Here is a 19,751-nt window from a genome sequence, read left to right on the forward strand (position 1 = left end):
ACATGTCTAAAGAACTTTCACCTAAATACAATCCAGCCGAGGTTGAGGCTGGTCGTTACCAAAAATGGCTTGATGCCGATGTTTTCAAGCCTTCAGGCGATAAAAAGGCTAAGCCTTATTCTATCGTGATTCCACCACCAAACGTAACTGGTAAACTCCACCTTGGTCACGCTTGGGACACGACTTTACAGGATATCATCATCCGTCAAAAACGCATGCAAGGTTTTGATACGCTTTGGCTTCCAGGGATGGACCACGCGGGGATTGCGACTCAAGCTAAAGTTGAGGAGCGCTTGCGTGGTGAGGGCATTTCCCGCTATGACCTTGGTCGTGAGAAATTCCTCGAGAAAGTCTGGGAATGGAAAGACGAATATGCCACTACTATCAAGGAACAATGGGGCAAGATGGGGCTCTCTGTAGACTACTCTCGTGAGCGTTTCACTCTTGATGAAGGTTTGTCAAAAGCGGTTCGTAAGGTCTTTGTGGACCTTTACAAAAAAGGCTGGATCTACCGTGGTGAGTTTATTATCAACTGGGACCCAGCAGCTCGCACAGCTCTTTCTGATATCGAGGTGATTCACAAGGATGTCGAAGGTGCCTTCTACCACATGAACTACATGCTGGAAGATGGCTCACGCGCCCTTGAAGTTGCGACCACTCGTCCTGAGACCATGTTTGGGGACGTTGCGGTTGCGGTCAATCCAGAAGATCCTCGCTACAAGGACTTGATCGGTAAAAACGTTATCCTTCCAATCGCTAATAAACTGATCCCAATCGTTGGGGATGAACACGCTGATCCTGAGTTTGGTACTGGTGTCGTGAAAATTACGCCTGCCCACGATCCAAACGATTTCTTGGTTGGTCAACGCCACAACTTGCCACAAGTTAACGTGATGAACGATGACGGAACGATGAATGACTTAGCCTTCGAACTTGCAGGTATGGATCGCTTTGAAGCTCGTAAGGCAGTTGTTGCCAAGTTGGAAGAAATTGGTGCTCTTGTTAAAATTGAAAAACGTGTCCACAGCGTTGGTCACTCAGAGCGTACAGGTGTTGTGGTTGAGCCACGCTTGTCTACTCAGTGGTTCGTCAAGATGGACCAATTGGCTAAGAATGCCATTGCCAACCAAGATACAGAGGACAAGGTAGAATTCTACCCACCTCGTTTCAACGATACCTTCCTCCAATGGATGGAAAATGTCCATGACTGGGTAATCTCTCGTCAGCTCTGGTGGGGTCACCAAATCCCTGCTTGGTACAATGCTGAGGGTGAAATATATGTCGGTGAAGAAGCTCCAGAAGGTGACGGATGGACTCAGGATGAGGACGTATTGGATACGTGGTTCAGTTCTGCCCTTTGGCCATTCTCTACCATGGGCTGGCCGGATGTCGACTCAGAAGACTTTAAACGTTATTATCCAACATCAACTTTGGTGACTGGTTATGATATTATTCCGTTCTGGGTGTCTCGGATGATTTTCCAAGGTTTGGAATTTACTGGCAAGTCGCCATTCAAAAATGCCTTGATTCATGGTCTCATTCGTGATGAGCAAGGACGCAAGATGTCTAAATCCCTCGGTAACGGGATTGATCCAATGGATGTTATTGATAAGTACGGAACAGATAGCCTTCGTTGGTTCCTTTCAAACGGTTCTGCGCCAGGGCAAGACGTGCGCTTCTCTTACGAGAAAATGGATGCCTCATGGAACTTCATTAACAAAATCTGGAACATCTCTCGCTACATCCTCATGAACAATGAAGGTTTGACCCTTGAGCAAGCAACTGCCAATGTGGAAAAAGTTGTTAACAAGGAAGCTGGAAATGTCACAGACCGCTGGATTCTCCACAACCTTAATGAAACGATCGGCAAAGTTACTGAAAACTTTGACAAGTTTGAGTTTGGTGTGGCTGGACATATCCTCTACAACTTCATCTGGGATGAGTTTGCGGACTGGTACGTTGAGTTGACTAAGGAAGTCCTTTATAGCGATAATGAAGAAGAGAAAGTCATCACACGCTCTGTTCTCCTTTATACTTTGGACAAGATCCTTCGTCTTCTCCACCCAATCATGCCATTCGTGACAGAGGAAATCTTTGGACAAATCTCAGAAGGTTCTATCGTTACAGCTGCTTACCCAACTGTTAACCCAGCCTTTGAAGACCTTGCGGCTCACACTGGTGTAGAAAGCCTCAAAGACTTGATTCGTGCTGTTCGGAATGCGCGTGCTGAAGTAAATGTAGCGCCAAGCAAGCCTATCACCATCCTTGTGAAGACTAGCGATAGCGACTTGGAAGCCTTCTTTAACAGCAATGTCAACTACATCAAACGCTTCACAAATCCAGAACACTTGGAAATCGCATCAAACATCCCTGCACCTGAACTCGCTATGTCAAGCGTCATCACAGGAGCAGAAATCTACTTGCCACTGGCAGACCTTCTCAATGTCGAAGAAGAATTGGCTCGTCTCGACAAGGAACTGGCTAAATGGCAAAAAGAACTGGATATGGTCGGCAAGAAGCTCTCTAACGAACGCTTCGTAGCCAATGCCAAACCAGAAGTCGTCCAAAAAGAACGCGACAAACAAGCCGACTACCAAGCTAAATACGACGCGACCGTCGCACGAATTGATGAGATGAAGAAGTTGGTGAAATAAATAAAGAAACCTCGGCAATTTGCTGAGGTTTTTGGTATAATGAAAAATGAGAATATTTTTTAAAAAAAGGTAAGAAATGATAGAAGTTGTAGACTTATTTTCTGGTGCTGGAGGATTGACTTTTGGCTTTCAGAATACAATTAAAAATAATAAATTTGTTTCCAGAAATGACTTTAATATTAGATTTGCAAATGAATTCAATCATGATGCAGCAGAAGCTTTCAGACAAAATTATCCTAAAGTTACTATGATTGAGGAAGATATTGCTAATATAGATGAACATTTTTTAAAATCCAAAGGAATCAGTTCAAAAAGAGTTGATTTAGTTATTGGTGGACCACCTTGTCAGTCATTTAGTACGGTTGGTAAGAGACAATATGATAAAAGAGCTAAAATGTATAGAGAATATCGAAGGATACTTTCTTTTATCCAACCTAAGATGTTTGTTTTTGAAAATGTTTATGGACTTTTAACTATGAAAAATGAACAGAACGGCCCAATCATTAGAAATGTAAAAGAAAGTTTTAATGATTTATCAAGCTTTGGTGATGTCAGTGGTTATGACGTCTATACTAAATTAATTAATGCAAAAGATTTTGGTGTTCCTCAAAATAGAGAACGTGTCTTTTTGATAGGAATTAGAAAGGATTTAAAAATTAAGTTCGAGTGGACATTCCCAGAAGAAACTACCCTAAATAATGAAATTACATTAAGAGATGCAATTAGTGATTTACCTATATTAGGAAATAATGAACAAAAAAATAATTATATATGTGAACCAAGAACAGAGTACCAAGCTTTATTAAGAGGAAATCAAACCGAGCTACTTAATCATGTTAGTCGAAATCATGGTGAGAGATTACAAAAAATAATGAGAGCTCTTGGAGAGGGGCAGGGGAAAAACGATATTAATAGGATGGTAAAAGATGGTATTTTAGATAAAGATTTATACCTAACTTCTGGCTATAACAATACCTACGGTAGATTGTGGTGGGATAGACCTGCTACTACCATAACAAATAATTTGTCAACACCATCCTCTCTTCGTTGCATTCATCCTGAACAAAACAGAGCTTTGACAGCTAGAGAAGGGGCAAGAATTCAATCTTTTCCAGATAATTATAAATTTGTAGGTGGATTGCAAGCTATCAATAGTCAAATTGGGAATGCTGTACCTCCTATTTTGAGTATTCATCTGGCTAATAGAATTAAAAATTTTTTCGAGGAAAATAAATTATAAAGGCGTTTAATTATGATAGAAACTAATAGTATCCCATTTAACTTCTCTTATTTTGCTTTAAACTTGTTAGGAAAGCAAATGTATACTAATAATTGGAGTGCAATATCTGAATTAATAGCTAATGGTTTAGATGCTGGTGCAACAAATGTTAAGCTCTATATAGAATCTATCGATAAAGAGAATTCAATCTTAGAAATTTTAGATAATGGTAGCGGAATGAGCTATGAAGATTTATCCACTAAATACGCCTTGATTGGTAGAAACAGACGTATATCAAACGAGGAATTCTCTGAGAAGACAAAGGGAAGAAAAGGTATAGGAAAATTAGCGACGTTATTTTTGTCAAAAAAATATTATATAGTTTCTAAGAAGGGAGGAACTGAAACAGCTTGGATGTTAGACTCTACAAATGCATCTGATAGCGATATTCCTGAATTAATTCGTGTTGACATTGATGATGTATCTATTGAAAATAGAAGTGTTTGGGATTCGTTTGAGTCGGGGACTTTGATAAAATCGGTTGGAGTTAATCTAGCTGGATTTGCAGAGGGAAAGCTAGATTCTTTAAAGATGAATTTGGCTAATTATTACTTGTTAAACAATATTGGTGCAGTTATCGAAGTGGCGTACAAGACTAAAGCAAAACAGAAAATAGAATTTTCAAAAGTTTCTAAAGTAATTGGATTTAAAAATTTGTATGCTTTTTTTCAAACTTCTGAAGGTATCGTTGAAAACAAATTGTTAAATGACTCAGTGAAAATAAATGCAGATTTAGAGCAAGTATCCAACAAATTACGTAAGGTAAAAAAATTAAATCCATCAGATATTACTAAAATAAATTTAAAAGGAAAAAGAAAATTTATAACTTTACAAGGAGATGCAAAGGAATTTAATTATGAATTAACTGGTTGGATAGGAATCCACAGTACAATTAATATGGTGGAAGCATCTGAAAATACAAAAAATGATCCCAATAATAGATTTATAAGGAATTCTGTTTATAAGGCTAATCAGCTAAGACTTTATGTTAGAGATAAATTGGCAGTATCAGATTTTATGCCACAGTTAAATAATACTCAAGCATTTAGTAATTATATAGAAGGGGAAATCTCATTTGATATTTTAGACAATGATTATTTGGAGGATATTTCAACTTCAAATCGTGAAGGATTATCAGGAAATGATGAAAGGATAACTTTATTGATTGAACTGCTAAAACCAATTGTTAATAAGTTGATAAGTGAACGTGTTAATATTGGTGGTGTAGTTCGCAAAGAAGTGGAAAAAATTCGACAAGAAGAAAAAGAGAAATTAGAAAGAAAAGAGCAACTTGCAGAGGAAAAAAGGAAGCAAGCAGAAGAAAATAAAAGAATTGCAGAACAGCAACGTCAGGAGGCTGAGTTAGCTAGAAAATTGGCAGAGACAAAACAAAAAGAAGCAGAAATAGCTAGACACATAGCAGAGGAGGAAAGTAAAAGAAAGGATGTTCTAATTGGAAGTAATAATTCTGCGCAACAAAATTTGCTTGCTCATGAATTAACTGGAGTGTATAAAAACATAGATTCAGTAAATAAAAAAATTGTTGCAGATTTTAAATCGACAGATGATTTTGAACGAGTGAGCGAGTATGTTGTTAGTCTAAAAAAATCTTCTGGAAAATTATTTACAATAAAAAACCAAATTCTCAAATTAAATACTTCTGAAGTAAAAGGAAGGAAATACATTAATGTCAAAAGTTATATAAAGAGTTACTTAAACAGTCTGTCTTATAAAAATTTAGAGATTATAATTGATTTTTCAAATAATCCTCATACTTCCAGAGTACATATTTTTGATTTAGGTATGATACTAGATAATTTTATTATAAATGCTATGGATCAACTAGCAGACAAAATTATATTTAAATTCATAGATGAAGAAAATAGATTAGTTATAACTTCTAATAAGCCATTATCTTCTGAAATAGTAAATAAGGACGATATTTTTAGATTAGGGTTTACTACTAAAGAAAATGGAACAGGAGTTGGGATGTACATAATTAGACAAACTTGTAAAAAATTTAAATGGGGAATTAAAGTGGTTTCAAATACGGAAGAAACAAGCTTTATAATTGAATTAGGTGATAATTAGAAAATGCGTAGAGATATTAGTATTATTTGGTTAGAAGATGAGATGGAAGATGCTTTTCACGACTATTTAAAAATAGTAGAAAAAGCTATAGAAGATAAAGGTTATCAATTATTAACAGATAATTGTCATTTATGTGAAAGCATTGGAGATGCCAGAAAAGTTTTGGATGATAGTTCTAAAAGAATCGATTTTTTTATATCCGATTTTAATTTAGGAGAAGAATATGCGAATGGTATTGATAATGGTATTGACTTTTTAAGTGATGTAAGAAGTCGAGAAAACTATAAGCAATTTTTTATTCTTTATTCAAAAAATTATGATGAGATAAAGGAGACAGTAATAACAAAAATTAATAAGGAAGATAATCTAGGATTATTAAATAATACTATGATTATCAACTTATCCTCTCCTAGTGATGAAGTAATTAAACGTGAATTTCAGAAAGCCATTGAAATTAGTCTATCAAAATGGGATGAACTAAATGCTCTTAGAGGAGAGTATATGAGTGAAAATGCTGAGATAGAGTATGAATTAAAAAAAATATTAAAGGTTGACTTGGCAGATTCTAGAAATTATAGATCTCTCTACAGAGATTTTAAAAATAATTATCTTAGTGAACGTGATAAAACCCTCAACAAATCATTATTGAATGATTGGATGCGAATGATAGATAAACGGAACTCATTAGCTCATTCTAAAGAAGAATTTAATGATGTAAAAGGATATGTGATATCAAATATTGATGATAAAAGTATACAAATTGTAGAAGAGGAAATTAACGAAGAGAGAAAGTTATTGATACATCTATCAGAACGAGTGAAAGCATTGGTGAGATCAAGACCAAAAAGAATAATCAATAATAAACATTGATGATGAAAGTACATAATTGTATAATAGGAAATTGTTGATAAATCCATAGGAGCAAGTAAAAATATGGGTACAAATAGATATTTTTATATCCAATAAAAAGATAAAATACAATTATTTGCAAATTATCAAAATACTACTAATATAACTAACATTTCTAGAAAGCAGGTAAGACATGACTAATTCTGTAAGTTCGAACCGACCTGAGAAGTACAACATTGCAGCTTTCTTCTCAGGTGTTGGGGGAATTGAGTTGGGATTTGAACAGACCAACGAGTTCAGAGTGGTGTATGCCAATGAATTTGATAAGTATGCGCGTCAGACTTATCAGTTAAACCATCCAGATACTTATTTGGATGGTCGTGATATCCACGATGTTCAGCCAGAGGATATTCCAGCCGAGCGAGTGGATGTGATTATGGGAGGTTTCCCTTGTCAGGCCTTTAGTATTGCGGGCTATCGCAAGGGCTTTGATGATGATCGTGGGGATCTTTTCTTCGAATTGCTTCGCATGATCGAGGGATGCAAACCTCGCGCTATTTTCATCGAAAACGTCAAGAACATGGTCGGTCATGACCATGGCAATACCTTCAAGGTTATTCGTGAAGCCTTGACTGAGAACAACTACTTTATCAAGTGGAAGGTTCTTAACGGGAAAGACTATGGGAATATCCCACAAAACCGTGAGCGGATCTATATTGTTGGTTTTGATACCAAGGAAGCTTATGACTTGTTTGAGTTCCCAGAGGAAATCAAGCTGACTACGAGTCTTCAGGATGTGATTAACTTTGGTGATCAGCTAGACGAGGTCTACTACTACCGTGAAGGCAAGCAGAATTTCTATGACCAGTTGAAATTTGAAGTCACCAGTCAAGATACAGTTTACCAATGGCGCCGTCAGTATGTCCGTGAAAATAAAAACGGTGTTGTCCCTACCCTGACAGCAAATATGGGAACAGGTGGACACAACGTTCCATTGATCTTGACAGACAGCGGCGAGATTCGTAAGTTGACTCCTAAAGAAACCTTTAATGTTCAAGGCTATCCTAAATCCTTTAAAATCCCAGAAGGTGTTTCTAACGGTCAGCTCTATAAACAAGCTGGAAATAGCGTAGTTGTTCCTGTGATTAAACGCATCGCAGAGAATGTTGCCAAGGCTTTAAATGAGGGCCAAGGGCAATCTCAACTTGATCGCTCTGGAAAATTCGCCATTATCTACACCAAAATGAACGGCCAGTTTGAAGGCCAATCCTATGTCAAGGATTTTGTGGATAGCTATGACCAGGCTCTTGAAAAAATCAAGGCTTATGACGATGGTTTAGCCGTTTTATCAGACGAAGAGTATTTGAGACTCGTAAAAAAACAAGGCAAACTCGAATTTTACAGTATTAATTAACGAATATATAAGAGGATTAGTGAAAAACTAATCTTCTTTTGATATACTGAAAATAGAAAAGAGGGTGCTTATGTGGGAACATCTAAAGTCTGAACAAAAAGACAAATACAAAACCTTAATTACCAACTTCGCTAGTTTGAGCCAAGCTTTCTCTCAAAAGGCAGAATCTGAAGATGAGGGACAAACAGAGAATTATGTGGCTCCGATTGTTAACTCCAAGTTTCAGGAGACTGTTTTCCAGAAGGCTTTTAATGCCGTAGGGGAAGATATTGCCAATACTTCTTATGATGCTTCTGTCGTTGTGGATGAAAATCATAAATACCTAGTGGGTATCAAGTCTTTTGGGATTAATTCTGGAGACCAAAAAATCGCTCAGTTCAAGAAAGATTCTCAATCTTGGACAGACTTGTTGGGTGATATCAAGTTTCATGCAGATATTGCTACTGATAAAGAAGCAGCAGACAAGGAAAACTATCAACGTTATGAAGAGTTGGCACGAAAGATTTCGACTTTGAGAAACCAGAGAATCGAGTCCTCTAAGGCACAAATCAAGGGTTTCAACTCGGATTCGGTCAATGTTGAAGCTGTTTATCACGTTCTGATGCCAACACCGAAGGGGGAAAATCCTAAAATTTTTGTTGGGGAGACGACTTATTTACCAGTCGATATTGATAATCTGGTCATTGAGGGCTCAACTACCAAAAATAATCCAACCAATTTTCGTTTTACAGATGGGAAACACCACTACAAGTACACCGCAGCTGACAGCCAGCTTCATATGACCTTTAACAATAAAGACATTGTTGTAGATACTTGGGACGTCCATTATATCGAAGACCCTTTTTCTCTCTTTGAAAATCTTCATTTGCTGACAGCTGAAAAGGAACAATCCGATATCTTAGAAACAGTGTCTTGGGTGATTACAGATAAACATGGAAATGTGGAAGAAAACTCTGGTTTCAATGCCTTTAACGGCGGTTCAAAATTAGCTAAGAAAGATCGCCTGCCTCGAATTTTAAAGATTCAAGATAAATTTAAGGATAGTCTGGCTCCAGAGGAACTAGCTTTTGTGAGCTTCTCTCTGGAAGAAATACTCTTGAAGAAATGGACCAGCAAGGAAGAAAAAGCTCAGATGAAGGCTATTCGTGAGGACTTGATTAACTTTGCTCACAATACTGGCAATGAAAAACTCATTAAAGAAATTGAACAGCTGGTTTATCGTCCAGTTAGCGAGGTTTACATTCCTCTGCCTGACTCCAAAAATTTCCATGATGAAAGACCTGATTTCTTTGGTCCTAGATTTGGGACTTTTGAACCCGGCACTAAAAAACTAGCTCTACCAAAAGAGGAAAGAACTTTTAAATTACGTTTCTTATCTTCTGGTGATGTTATTAACGCCTATATCAACCAAGAAGCTGGTAAGGCGATTCAGTCAACTGATAAGCAAGAAATCCTTGGAAATTGGATCTTGCGTGGTGTTTTCCAGTTGAAAGAACGAGAAGTCTTGACAGGTCAACGACTCAATGAGCTGGAAATCAACGGCATTCGATTGACCAAATTTAAAAATGGTGAAATTGGTATTGAATTCATCTGGCTTGATACCGAAAACCCACCTAGCGATGCTATCGGCTGGGTAGCAAAGAAATAAAAAAGTCCTGTCACTTTCTCTCATTAAACCTTTGACTATTCCGCAAAATTATCGTACAATAAAGAGTACATGATAAAATGAGGTCAGAGTCTGTTTGCTCTGGCGATAGTAGTAAAAATGAGGAGAAACGCTTTGGAATTAGAAGTATTTGCTGGGCAAGAAAAAAGTGAACTATCTATGATTGAGGTAGCGCGTGCTATCTTGGAACTTCGTGGTCGCGATCATGAGATGCATTTTAGCGATCTTGTAAATGAAATTCAAAACTACCTTGGAACATCAAACAGCGATATTCGTGAAGCCTTGCCTTTGTTCTACACAGAGTTGAACTTTGACGGTAGCTTCATCTCACTTGGAGACAACAAATGGGGTCTTCGTTCATGGTATGGTGTAGACGAAATTGACGAAGAAATCATCGCTCTTGAAGAAAGTGATGATGATGAAGTAGCACCAAAAGCTAAGAAGCAGCGTGTCAATGCCTTCATGGATGGAGATTCAGATGCCATTGACTACAATGCGGATGATCCAGAAGACGAAGACGCATACGAAGCAGATCCAGCTCTTTCATACGATGATGAAAATCCAGATGATGAGAAAAATGAAGTGGAAGCTTACGATGCGGAAATAAACGAAATCGCCCCTGATGACTTGGGTGAAGACGTGGATCTCAACGAAGAAGACGACGAGTTTTCTGACGATGACGCTGAAACAAGTGAAGAAGAGTAAAGTGCCTTAAGAAGGAGATCGCTGGATCTCCTTTTTTGTTACTTGGGCAAAGTAGTTGAGCGAAATATCCGTTTGGATGCGGATCTTTAGTTGGCTTTCTGAAAACAATCTCCTTTTTTCAGGTTTTACCGATTCGGGTTGACAAATGTTCTGCTTTAAGGTATCATATTGTTCGGGCACCTCTTTTAGAGGTCGGGGCTCCCTAGTTACTAGGGAGCTATTTTTGTTTTTCAGGAAGTTTTCTTGAAATGTCGTTATTCATAAGGGTCTTGTTTTCTATCTCCCCTCGTAGTTAACAAGGCCTTGAGCATTTTAGAAAGAGGAATCTATGTCTACGAAATATATTTTTGTAACTGGTGGTGTGGTGTCGTCTATTGGGAAAGGGATTGTCGCAGCAAGTCTAGGCCGTCTCTTGAAAAATCGTGGTCTAAAAGTGACAATTCAGAAGTTTGACCCTTATATCAATATCGATCCGGGAACCATGAGTCCTTACCAGCACGGAGAAGTCTTTGTGACAGATGATGGAGCAGAGACAGATTTGGACTTGGGTCACTATGAACGTTTCATCGATATCAATCTCAACAAATATTCCAACGTGACAACTGGTAAAATTTACAGTGAAGTTCTTCGTAAAGAACGCCGTGGCGAGTACCTTGGCGCAACTGTCCAAGTCATTCCTCATATCACAGATGCTTTGAAAGAAAAAATCAAGCGTGCCGCTGTCACGACTGACTCTGATGTCATTATCACAGAGGTTGGTGGAACCGTTGGAGATATCGAGTCCTTGCCATTTCTAGAGGCCCTTCGTCAGATGAAGGCAGATGTGGGTGCAGATAATGTTATGTATATCCACACAACCTTGCTTCCTTACCTCAAGGCTGCTGGTGAAATGAAGACTAAGCCGACTCAACACTCTGTAAAAGAATTGCGTGGTTTGGGAATCCAGCCAAATATGTTGGTCATTCGTACCGAGAAACCAGCTGGTCAGGGAATTAAAAATAAACTAGCTCAGTTTTGTGACGTGGCTCCAGAAGCTGTTATCGAGTCTTTGGATGTCGAACACCTTTACCAAATTCCATTGAACTTGCAGGCACAAGGCATGGACCAAATTGTTTGTGACCATTTGAAACTAGATGCACCAGCAGCGGATATGACAGAATGGTCAGCTATGGTGGACAAGGTCATGAACCTGAAAAAACAAGTTAAAATTTCCCTTGTCGGTAAGTATGTGGAGTTGCAAGATGCCTACATCTCAGTGGTTGAAGCTTTGAAACACTCTGGGTATGCCAACGACGCAGAAGTGAAGATTAATTGGATCAACGCCAATGATGTGACAGCAGAGAATGTGGCAGAGCTCTTGTCGGATGCGGACGGAATCATCGTACCAGGAGGTTTTGGCCAACGTGGTACGGAAGGGAAAATCCAAGCCATCCGTTATGCGCGTGAAAATGATGTTCCAATGTTGGGTGTCTGCTTAGGAATGCAGTTGACTTGTATCGAGTTTGCTCGTCACGTTTTGGGTCTTGAAGGTGCCAATTCTGCAGAACTTGCACCAGATACAAAATACCCTATCATTGATATTATGCGTGACCAGGTTGATGTTGAGGATATGGGTGGAACCCTTCGTTTGGGACTTTATCCATCTAAGTTGAAACGTGGCTCTAAAGCAGCGGCTGCTTATCATAATCAAGAAGTGGTGCAACGCCGTCACCGTCACCGTTATGAGTTTAACAACGCCTTTCGTGAACAGTTTGAGGCAGCAGGTTTTGTCTTCTCAGGAGTTTCTCCAGACAATCGTTTGGTCGAAATTGTGGAAATTCCTGAAAATAAATTCTTTGTGGCTTGTCAGTATCATCCTGAACTTTCAAGTCGTCCAAACCGCCCAGAAGAACTCTACACTGCCTTTGTGACTGCAGCAGTTGAAAATAGTAACTAGTTATCTTCTAATCTCTGAGAGCAATCTCAGAGGTTTCTTCTAGCATATTTAGGATAAGATTTGCAAAAAAAATAGATAGTGATACTATTAATATAATAATTCCTAAGGAGGATATACAATGAAAAAAATCACACTATTTTGTTTGTCTCTAGCAGGTTTAGCTTTACTGGCTTTCCCTCATTCAGGAAAAGCATTCGAATTGGAAGAAGAATGGGTTATTAAGGGTGGGGTTAAGTATCAAGATGGCAAAATTCTTCGATTTAATAATGGCCATGAAGTAGATATCAAAGTCTTGGATTTGCCAAAAACTGAGAAAATCGAATGGATGGTCAGTCTCAATGGTCAAGATCAGACAGTCAATTTCCTAGGCCAAGAAAAGGACAAGTCTATGGTCGGTACAGAGGGGCGTTACCTGAATTTCTACGTACCTTATGGCTATAGAGGAGATATCAAGGTCGAGGCCAAGAGTGGAAATGAAGTAAAGATCTGGTCCTCTAAAGTGGTAGATGATGTATATAATGGTGAGAAAAGTGGCTACTACCGTATTGAAGAATCAAAAGACCATTACACCTACCTTGATACAAAATGGGACTATCAAACCAAGACCTACACTGCTACCTTACCAGAGACTATCAATGGTCAAAAAGTTTATGCTTGGAAAGACCATGACAATGGTGAGTTAAAACTTACAAACCCAGAATCTATCAGTCATTCCTACAAGGGGGGAGGAGCCTTCCGAGAACTTTATCCGATTGTAAAAGCAGAAAGCTGGCTAAAATCAGACCAAAATTGGTACTATCAAAAACAAGGCCAACTAGTTCAAAATGCTTGGGTTAAAGACAATGGAACTTGGTACTTTATGAATGATAAAGGGATTATGTTTAATCAAACTTGGTTCTATCAAGGTGGCAACTGGTATGCCTTTAAATCATCAGGAGCTATGATTGCTAGTGATTGGCTTTACGACCAAGGAAAGTGGTACTATTTATCAACTTCAGGCTCTATGAAAGCAAGCACTTGGCTTTATGACAAGGGAGAGTGGTATTATGTCACTTCTTCTGGCGATATGGTTGAGAGTGATTGGGTTAAGGATCAGGACAAGTGGTACTATCTGGATTCCTCAGGTAAGATGCTTCGCAATACCTACACACCTGATGGCTATTATGTTGGCAACTCAGGCGCTTGGCAATAAGGATAAGTTGTCCTCTTTCCTCATTGAGGGAAGGGGATTTTCCTTACCTATATGCTACTTCCCTATTTGTCCTAGAGCCCTTTTTGTGTTACAATGAATGGTATGAAAGCTAAGAAATTATGGATGACTGGCTTGACTGTGGCTGGTCTAAGTGCCCTCGCTTTGGGTGCCAAAAAAGCAGCAGATAACCACAAACTCATGAAGACTCAAGAAGAGTTGACCGCTATCGTGCGCGAACTTTTCTCAGATATGGGTGAGATTGCGACTCTCTATGTTCAAGTCTACGAAAGTAGTCTAGAGCGACTCGTCGGAGGAGTCATTTTCGAGGATGGTCGTCACTATACCTTTGTCTATGAAAATGAAGACCTAGTCTATGAGGAGGAAGTCTTATGATTACTCCCAATAGTATAGAAGAACTAGCAGGTTTTGTAGAGCAAGATGGCAAGAAGGTCTTCCTTTTTGTGGCGGACTGGTGTGGCGATTGTCGTTATATCTATCCAGCCTTGCCAGAGATTGAGGAGACCAATCCAGAGTTCACCTTTATTCGAGTGGACCGAGACCAGTATCTGGATCTGGCTAAACTCTGGGATGTGTACGGCATTCCTAGTCTTGTTGTGCTAGAAAAGGACAAGGAAATCGGCCGATTTGTCAATCGTGACCGTAAAAGCAAGCAACAAATTAACGACTTTTTAGCAGGACTGAAATAGGAGAAAATGGAAATAATGATTTTTACATATAATAAAGAGCATGTTGGCGATGTCCTTATGATCATCGTGAAAAATAGCGGAGATGCCAAGTTGGATGTGGAGCGCAAAGGCAAGGTAGTCCGTGTGTTCATCAAAGAAAATGGGGAAACAGTAGCTTGGAATATTTTCGAAGTTTCGAGTTTGTTTGAAATTGCAGAGCGCGGTCAAGTCTTTTTGACAGATGAGCAAGTCGCTCGTTTAAACCAAGAGTTGCGAGCGGAAGGCTTTGCAGAAGAGATTGTCAATGACAAAGAACCTAAGTTTGTTGTCGGTGAAATTATCGAGATGGTCGCTCACCCAGATAGTGACCACCTCAACATCTGCCAAGTGGCCGTCGCAAGTGACAAGACAGTGCAAATCGTGGCAGGAGCACCTAATGCGCGTGTTGGGTTGAAAACCATTGTAGCTCTTCCTGGAGCGATGATGCCAAAAGGCAATCTCATTTTCCCAGGCGAGCTTCGCGGTGAAAAGAGTTTTGGCATGATGTGCAGCCCTCGTGAATTGCATTTGCCAAATGCTCCGCAAAAACGTGGGGTTATTGAATTATCAGAAGACCAAGTTGTCGGAACTCCATTTGACCCAGCCAAACACTGGACTGCCTAGGAAGTTGTCAGTGCCTGATAGACCAGATAGAGGGGGATAAGATGGCGAAAAATGTAGTGATTACAGGAGCGACCTCTGGAATTGGTGAAGCGATTGCGCGTGCTTATCTGGAGCAGGGGGAGAATGTCGTTCTAACAGGGCGACGGACAGACAGATTAGAGGCTCTCAAGTCAGAGTTTACAGAAACTTTTCCTAATCAAACCGTTTGGACCTTTCCACTGGATGTCACGGATATGACCATGGTCAAGACTGTCTGCTCCGATATTTTGGAAACGATAGGGCAGATTGATATCTTGGTCAATAACGCTGGACTAGCTCTTGGCTTGGCTCCCTATCAAGACCATGAAGAATTGGATATGCTGACCATGTTAGATACCAATGTCAAGGGTTTGATGGCAGTCACTCGCTGTTTCTTGCCAGCAATGGTAAAAGCCAATCAGGGTCACATTATCAACATGGGGTCAACCGCAGGAATTTATGCCTATGCTGGGGCAGCTGTTTACTCAGCCACCAAGGCTGCAGTCAAGACTTTTTCAGATGGACTGCGAATTGATACCATTGCGACAGATATCAAGGTGACCACCATTCAACCCGGAATTGTTGAAACAGATTTTTCTGCGGTACGTTTTCATGGTGACAAAGAGCGTGCTGCGACCGTCTATCAGGGAATTGAAGCCTTGCAAGCTCAGGATATCGCAGACACTGTTGTCTATGTGACCAGTCAACCCCATCGTGTGCAGATTACAGATATGACCATTATGGCCAATCAACAGGCGACAGGTTTCATGGTTCATAAAAAATAAAAAATTTTCTCGAAAAGTTACAAATTTCTGTAACTTTTTTTGATTCCTTGCGAATAGATAAGTAGGAGGAAGAAAATATGTATAATAAAGTTATCATTATCAATTTGACTAAAATACAAAAATAGCGCTAAACCCTTAAAAGTCTAGCGTTATCGCCATTTCGTCTTTCGTGACAACTATTTCATTTACGACAGATTTTACAATTTTTGAAACATCTTCATAGCTTAATTTTTCGGGGTTGAAATCTTTCAAAAGTCGGGCAAGTTTTCGTTGTCTTATGTCGATCGTGTTCTTCTTCCTGGTTTCTAGTTGTTCTTCTAAAAATGCTTTTTCGATTTTTATTTTTTCGTTTTTTGTATCAAGTTCTTTTCGTGTTATGATCTCGTCCAAATATAATTCGGTCAACTTATCAAGTCTATTGTTTAGTTTTTTCAGTTGCTCTTTTATTTCTTCGACTTTCATAGTTTCATCATTCTTTGTAAGCATTTCTTTACGATACTTCGGTTCGAGTTTGATTTTTGATAGTCTTTCAATGACCTTCTCTTCCAATTCTTGCTTATCATACCATTTTGAGTTACATCTTTTTGACTTGTCTTTATCAAACCTATGTCTACATTGATAGCGTTGATACGCTTTCCCTTTTCGATTTTTAGAAGTAACGTATAAACCTAATGAACCACCACAATATCCGCATTTTAGCAAACCTGAAAGCATGTACTTCGCTTGGAATGGCCTTGGATTGTTATTCCTTTTCAAAGCGTCTATTTGCCTTTTTTGAAGCTCTAATTGCACAAGGTCAAATAATTCTTGAGAGATAATCGGTTCATGCTGCCCCTCGTATTTTCGCCCTCTATATTTCACGATACCGAGATATGTTTCATTTTTGAGTAGATATTTTGTTATCGTTTCGCCCCAGGGTCTTTTTCGTCCAACGTGACCTTCAGCATTTAAGTCTCTGATGACCTTGACTACTGACTTACCATTTAAGTATTCCGTGAAGATACGGTTGACAATGAGCGCTTGAGTTGGATTGACCGATAAGATGCCAGTTTCTTTTGAGTAGTCATATCCGAATGGAATTGTCGTCCATGACATTGCTTTCCCTTTTTTAGCACGTCCTTCTTTACCTAAAATCATACGTTCTTTTATCTGCTCACGCTCAAGCTGGGCGAATACTGAAAGCATACCGATTGAAGCTTTACCGAAAGGCGTTGAAGTATCAAAATTTTCTTGCAAGCTGATAAAAGCAACGTCATTTTTCAAAAATACATCTTCGATTAAAAAAAGTGTATCTTTCTGGCTTCGGCTTAACCTATCCAACTTATAGACTAGCACAATATCAAATCTTTTTCTTTTTGTATCGTCAATCAAGCGCTCCAGTTCAGGTCTTTTTGTGTTTGAACCAGAAAATCCACCGTCAACGTAAACATCGTAGATTTTCCAGTCTTTGATTTTGCAGTAGGCTTCCAATTTATCTTTCTGTTCATCAATTGAGTAACCTTCTTCAGCTTGATAAGAAGTTGAAACCCTGACATATATAGCCACTTTATTCGTTGTTTTCATTGAATTTGTACCCCTTTTTTGATAAAATAGGTACAAGAAAAGACATCATGCGAGGTTATCTCCATGAAAATCCTTTCTTGTCGTAAGCCTCACGCTCGGAGTCGCCAAACTTTGAGAGCGTGAGGCTTTTTTAATTTAAACCATAATTTTTCCGTTCGCGTCAGGTGTCTTGAACAAAGCTAGGACTCCTTGGAAGAATCCAAGAATGATAGAAATACCAGTTACGAATAGAAGCAAGTAAAAAATTCCTTTACTGTTATAACCAGCATAAAAATGGTGTGCACCTAATCCACCGAAGAATATAGCTAACAAGACATAAACCCATTTATTTACATAATGTAATCCGTAAGCAGTCTGCTGAGTATTAACGACTTGCGACTGATTCTGAACGGCATTGTTTTCGTTCACAATACTAATATTGATTTTATCATCCTTCTTATTGTCTTTTTTCATGACGATAATTTCTTCGTCGACTTTGTGAACTTCAACCTCATCTCCTAATTGCGGGACAAAATTCAACTCTGATGGATTGAGTTTGATATACTCCTTGTTATGTGCAATAGTAACCTCTGTTCCAGTTACTTTGATGATTTTAGCCATTATTTTATATTCCTTTCTTAATTCCGCTAAATTTTTTAAACCTTATAAATATCAACGACCTCTCCGATTGTTCGGATGTCGTCATTTTCTGACAAGTGGATTTCTTCGTATCCACTATTCAGACTTTGTAAGTACCAGGATCCGTCATAATCTCTTTTAAGTTTTTTGACGAAGTTCTTGCCATTCACTTGGAAGATGCCGATTGAGTTGATATCAATTTGACTAGCTACTCTGATAAATAATAAGTCATTATCTTCTATGAGTGGCTCCATTGAGTCGCCTGCCACCTTAGCTATTGTATCATATTCCTCTGGCACATCTTCAGCTCTGAGCTTCACTTCCATGTGTAGATTATCTTCCTGAAACGTTCCACGTCCTGCTGCAACCAATCCCTCTACATAGTCAATGATATAATCTTCATTGCTTACTTTTTCAAAGATCGAAGCAACCTTAGAACTTTCCTGCTCATCAAGTTGAGCATTGGCAAAGTCGAGGACCTTCTCTTGTCTAGGTTCTTCTAGTTGGTTATAGATGGTTAGGATTTCGGGTTCTTCAGTTTCCGGTTTATGAAAATCAACTCCATCAGCCAATGTTTCAGGGCGAATCCCAAGCGCTGAGCAGATTTTAAAAATATTATCAACATTAGATTTTAAAATCCCCCTATTGAGAATGGAATTTATGGTAGAAGCTGGCATATTGACTTTTAATGCCATCTGCCGAACACTCCCATATTTCAGCTCTATGAGTTCTCTTAATTCCTGTTCTGTCATAGCTATTTCTCCTTTTTTTACATTATATCACACGAAAATTCGTTTGTAAAGAAAAATAAAATTAAAAATTTGCCATTTTTTTGTTGACAATGAACGAAAAAAAGTTTATTATATAATCAAGCTCATCAACGAGCTTAATTTTAAAATCTAATAAACGAAAATTCGTTTAGAAAGGAGTTGCGTATGTTGAATATTGACGAGGCACGAAAGGAAAAGGGCATCTCTATTGTAGATATCGCTGACTATCTTTGTGTAAGATCACAAACTGTTAGCGACAAGCTAAAAGGGAAGTACCCTTTCACTTTTCAAGAAGCTGTGTTAGTTCAGGAGAAATTCTTTCCAGAATACGAGCTAAAATACCTTTTCACTTCAGCAGGTGACACTGCTTAATTTTTTCACCAAGTGAACGAAAATTCGTTCAAGGAGTAAAGCGATATGCAAGATAAAAATGTTGTTTCAGTCAAGACGTCAGAACACGATGTGTTATTAACTGCACGAAAAAACCACCCCGCAGTTTTCGTCGATGGAATGTTTATCGACGGAGTGGAGAGAGTGGAATTTATCAATCACTTTGAAAACAAAGATTGTGAAGTGTTATTGACTTTCAACGACAGGATAGATAACAATCCGTTCCCATTAGATGAAGTCAATCTATTAGAAAAGTTATTTGGTCAGACTTCAGACGGGCAATCCTTACGGGATATAGTTTTGCAAACTCTTGAAGATGATAGTTAGTGTCTAAACCATCAAAGAAAGAGACATGCATACTGAAGCTTTCTTTACCATCTTTCTTGGCTCTTTCGTACTCTTTGCCAAGGACGATCAAAGAAGCTTCCAACTGATAATCACTCATGGCTTTACCTCCTTTCTGCTTACATTA

The 19,751-nt window shown here is 38.7% G+C and carries 18 protein-coding genes; 15 read left to right on the plus strand and 3 right to left on the minus strand.

Going from position 1 to position 19,751, the window contains the following annotated elements; translation table 11 throughout:
- Positions 1-2 precede the first annotated feature (2 nt).
- The 13 genes from A6J84_RS09785 to A6J84_RS09845 all read left to right on the plus strand — a co-directional run bounded on the left by A6J84_RS09785 (position 3) and on the right by A6J84_RS09845 (position 15,938).
- Complete coding sequence (locus tag A6J84_RS09785) at positions 3-2,654, plus strand: valine--tRNA ligase (RefSeq protein ID WP_095726466.1); 2,652 nt, start codon at positions 3-5, stop codon at positions 2,652-2,654.
- 76 nt (positions 2,655-2,730) lie between these two features.
- On the plus strand, positions 2,731-3,894 hold the full coding sequence (locus A6J84_RS09790; RefSeq protein WP_049478920.1) for a DNA cytosine methyltransferase: 1,164 nt from the start codon (positions 2,731-2,733) through the stop codon (positions 3,892-3,894).
- A 12-nt stretch (positions 3,895-3,906) separates the two neighbouring features.
- Positions 3,907-6,024: an ATP-binding protein gene (locus A6J84_RS09795; protein ID WP_049478921.1), complete on the plus strand. Its 2,118-nt coding sequence runs from the start codon at positions 3,907-3,909 to the stop codon at positions 6,022-6,024.
- 3 nt (positions 6,025-6,027) lie between these two features.
- Complete coding sequence (locus A6J84_RS09800) at positions 6,028-6,894, plus strand: hypothetical protein (RefSeq protein WP_095726467.1); 867 nt, start codon at positions 6,028-6,030, stop codon at positions 6,892-6,894.
- A 172-nt stretch (positions 6,895-7,066) separates the two neighbouring features.
- Positions 7,067-8,287: a DNA cytosine methyltransferase gene (locus A6J84_RS09805; RefSeq protein WP_049478923.1), complete on the plus strand. Its 1,221-nt coding sequence runs from the start codon at positions 7,067-7,069 to the stop codon at positions 8,285-8,287.
- 70 nt (positions 8,288-8,357) lie between these two features.
- Complete coding sequence (locus A6J84_RS10165) at positions 8,358-9,935, plus strand: hypothetical protein (protein WP_049520666.1); 1,578 nt, start codon at positions 8,358-8,360, stop codon at positions 9,933-9,935.
- A gap of 132 nt (positions 9,936-10,067) precedes the next feature.
- Positions 10,068-10,658 (plus strand): DNA-directed RNA polymerase subunit delta, encoded by a 591-nt coding sequence (gene rpoE / locus A6J84_RS09815; protein WP_000418420.1) that lies wholly within the window; start codon positions 10,068-10,070, stop codon positions 10,656-10,658.
- Between the two features lie 328 nt (positions 10,659-10,986).
- Positions 10,987-12,594: a CTP synthase gene (locus A6J84_RS09820; RefSeq protein WP_049520665.1), complete on the plus strand. Its 1,608-nt coding sequence runs from the start codon at positions 10,987-10,989 to the stop codon at positions 12,592-12,594.
- Between the two features lie 118 nt (positions 12,595-12,712).
- Entirely contained in the window at positions 12,713-13,786 is a 1,074-nt protein-coding gene (locus tag A6J84_RS09825) for an N-acetylmuramoyl-L-alanine amidase family protein (protein WP_049478927.1), read from the plus strand.
- A 93-nt stretch (positions 13,787-13,879) separates the two neighbouring features.
- Positions 13,880-14,179 carry a DUF4651 domain-containing protein gene (locus tag A6J84_RS09830; protein ID WP_002875970.1) on the plus strand — a complete coding sequence of 100 codons (300 nt, stop codon included), beginning with the start codon at positions 13,880-13,882 and terminating at the stop codon, positions 14,177-14,179.
- The gene (locus tag A6J84_RS09835) at positions 14,176-14,493 is read left to right on the plus strand and encodes a thioredoxin family protein (RefSeq protein ID WP_033583674.1); all 318 of its coding nucleotides are present in this window, start codon (positions 14,176-14,178) and stop codon (positions 14,491-14,493) included. Before A6J84_RS09830 ends, A6J84_RS09835 begins: the two co-directional genes overlap by 4 nt.
- A 15-nt stretch (positions 14,494-14,508) precedes the next feature.
- Complete coding sequence (ytpR, locus tag A6J84_RS09840) at positions 14,509-15,135, plus strand: YtpR family tRNA-binding protein (RefSeq protein ID WP_095726468.1); 627 nt, start codon at positions 14,509-14,511, stop codon at positions 15,133-15,135.
- Positions 15,136-15,176: 41 nt separating this feature from the next.
- Positions 15,177-15,938: an SDR family NAD(P)-dependent oxidoreductase gene (locus A6J84_RS09845; RefSeq protein WP_095726469.1), complete on the plus strand. Its 762-nt coding sequence runs from the start codon at positions 15,177-15,179 to the stop codon at positions 15,936-15,938.
- 135 nt (positions 15,939-16,073) lie between these two features.
- On the opposite strand, the gene A6J84_RS09850 is transcribed toward A6J84_RS09845, so the two are convergent.
- From A6J84_RS09850 to A6J84_RS09860, 3 genes are all read right to left on the minus strand, one after another.
- On the minus strand, positions 16,074-17,501 hold the full coding sequence (locus A6J84_RS09850) for a recombinase family protein (RefSeq protein WP_095725775.1): 1,428 nt from the start codon (positions 17,499-17,501) through the stop codon (positions 16,074-16,076).
- Positions 17,502-17,636: 135 nt separating this feature from the next.
- Complete coding sequence (locus A6J84_RS09855) at positions 17,637-18,101, minus strand: TM2 domain-containing protein (protein ID WP_095725776.1); 465 nt, start codon at positions 18,099-18,101, stop codon at positions 17,637-17,639.
- Between the two features lie 35 nt (positions 18,102-18,136).
- A complete protein-coding gene (locus A6J84_RS09860) occupies positions 18,137-18,871 on the minus strand; it encodes an XRE family transcriptional regulator (RefSeq protein WP_095725777.1) in 735 nt (244 codons plus the stop codon).
- 183 nt (positions 18,872-19,054) lie between these two features.
- Between A6J84_RS09860 and A6J84_RS09865 the strand changes: the two genes are divergently transcribed.
- Together A6J84_RS09865 and A6J84_RS09870 are read left to right on the plus strand one after the other, a co-directional pair.
- Positions 19,055-19,261 (plus strand): helix-turn-helix domain-containing protein, encoded by a 207-nt coding sequence (locus tag A6J84_RS09865; protein ID WP_095725778.1) that lies wholly within the window; start codon positions 19,055-19,057, stop codon positions 19,259-19,261.
- Between the two features lie 45 nt (positions 19,262-19,306).
- Entirely contained in the window at positions 19,307-19,606 is a 300-nt protein-coding gene (locus A6J84_RS09870; protein WP_095725779.1) for a hypothetical protein, read from the plus strand.
- Positions 19,607-19,751: the final 145 nt, after the last annotated feature.

Origin of the sequence: Streptococcus sp. FDAARGOS_256 (assembly GCF_002289235.2) — a bacterium.
Taxonomy (GTDB): Bacteria; Bacillota; Bacilli; order Lactobacillales; family Streptococcaceae; genus Streptococcus.

Coding starts and splice junctions, on each gene's coding strand:
- A6J84_RS09785 (WP_095726466.1), top strand. CDS start 3: ATGTCTAAAGAACTTTCACCTAAATACAATCCAGCCGAGGTTGAGGCT.
- A6J84_RS09790 (WP_049478920.1), top strand. CDS start 2,731: ATGATAGAAGTTGTAGACTTATTTTCTGGTGCTGGAGGATTGACTTTT.
- A6J84_RS09795 (WP_049478921.1), top strand. CDS start 3,907: ATGATAGAAACTAATAGTATCCCATTTAACTTCTCTTATTTTGCTTTA.
- A6J84_RS09800 (WP_095726467.1), top strand. CDS start 6,028: ATGCGTAGAGATATTAGTATTATTTGGTTAGAAGATGAGATGGAAGAT.
- A6J84_RS09805 (WP_049478923.1), top strand. CDS start 7,067: ATGACTAATTCTGTAAGTTCGAACCGACCTGAGAAGTACAACATTGCA.
- A6J84_RS10165 (WP_049520666.1), top strand. CDS start 8,358: ATGTGGGAACATCTAAAGTCTGAACAAAAAGACAAATACAAAACCTTA.
- A6J84_RS09820 (WP_049520665.1), top strand. CDS start 10,987: ATGTCTACGAAATATATTTTTGTAACTGGTGGTGTGGTGTCGTCTATT.
- A6J84_RS09825 (WP_049478927.1), top strand. CDS start 12,713: ATGAAAAAAATCACACTATTTTGTTTGTCTCTAGCAGGTTTAGCTTTA.
- A6J84_RS09830 (WP_002875970.1), top strand. CDS start 13,880: ATGAATGGTATGAAAGCTAAGAAATTATGGATGACTGGCTTGACTGTG.
- A6J84_RS09835 (WP_033583674.1), top strand. CDS start 14,176: ATGATTACTCCCAATAGTATAGAAGAACTAGCAGGTTTTGTAGAGCAA.
- ytpR (WP_095726468.1), top strand. CDS start 14,509: ATGATTTTTACATATAATAAAGAGCATGTTGGCGATGTCCTTATGATC.
- A6J84_RS09845 (WP_095726469.1), top strand. CDS start 15,177: ATGGCGAAAAATGTAGTGATTACAGGAGCGACCTCTGGAATTGGTGAA.
- A6J84_RS09850 (WP_095725775.1), bottom strand. CDS start 17,501: ATGAAAACAACGAATAAAGTGGCTATATATGTCAGGGTTTCAACTTCT.
- A6J84_RS09855 (WP_095725776.1), bottom strand. CDS start 18,101: ATGGCTAAAATCATCAAAGTAACTGGAACAGAGGTTACTATTGCACAT.
- A6J84_RS09860 (WP_095725777.1), bottom strand. CDS start 18,871: ATGACAGAACAGGAATTAAGAGAACTCATAGAGCTGAAATATGGGAGT.
- A6J84_RS09865 (WP_095725778.1), top strand. CDS start 19,055: ATGTTGAATATTGACGAGGCACGAAAGGAAAAGGGCATCTCTATTGTA.
- A6J84_RS09870 (WP_095725779.1), top strand. CDS start 19,307: ATGCAAGATAAAAATGTTGTTTCAGTCAAGACGTCAGAACACGATGTG.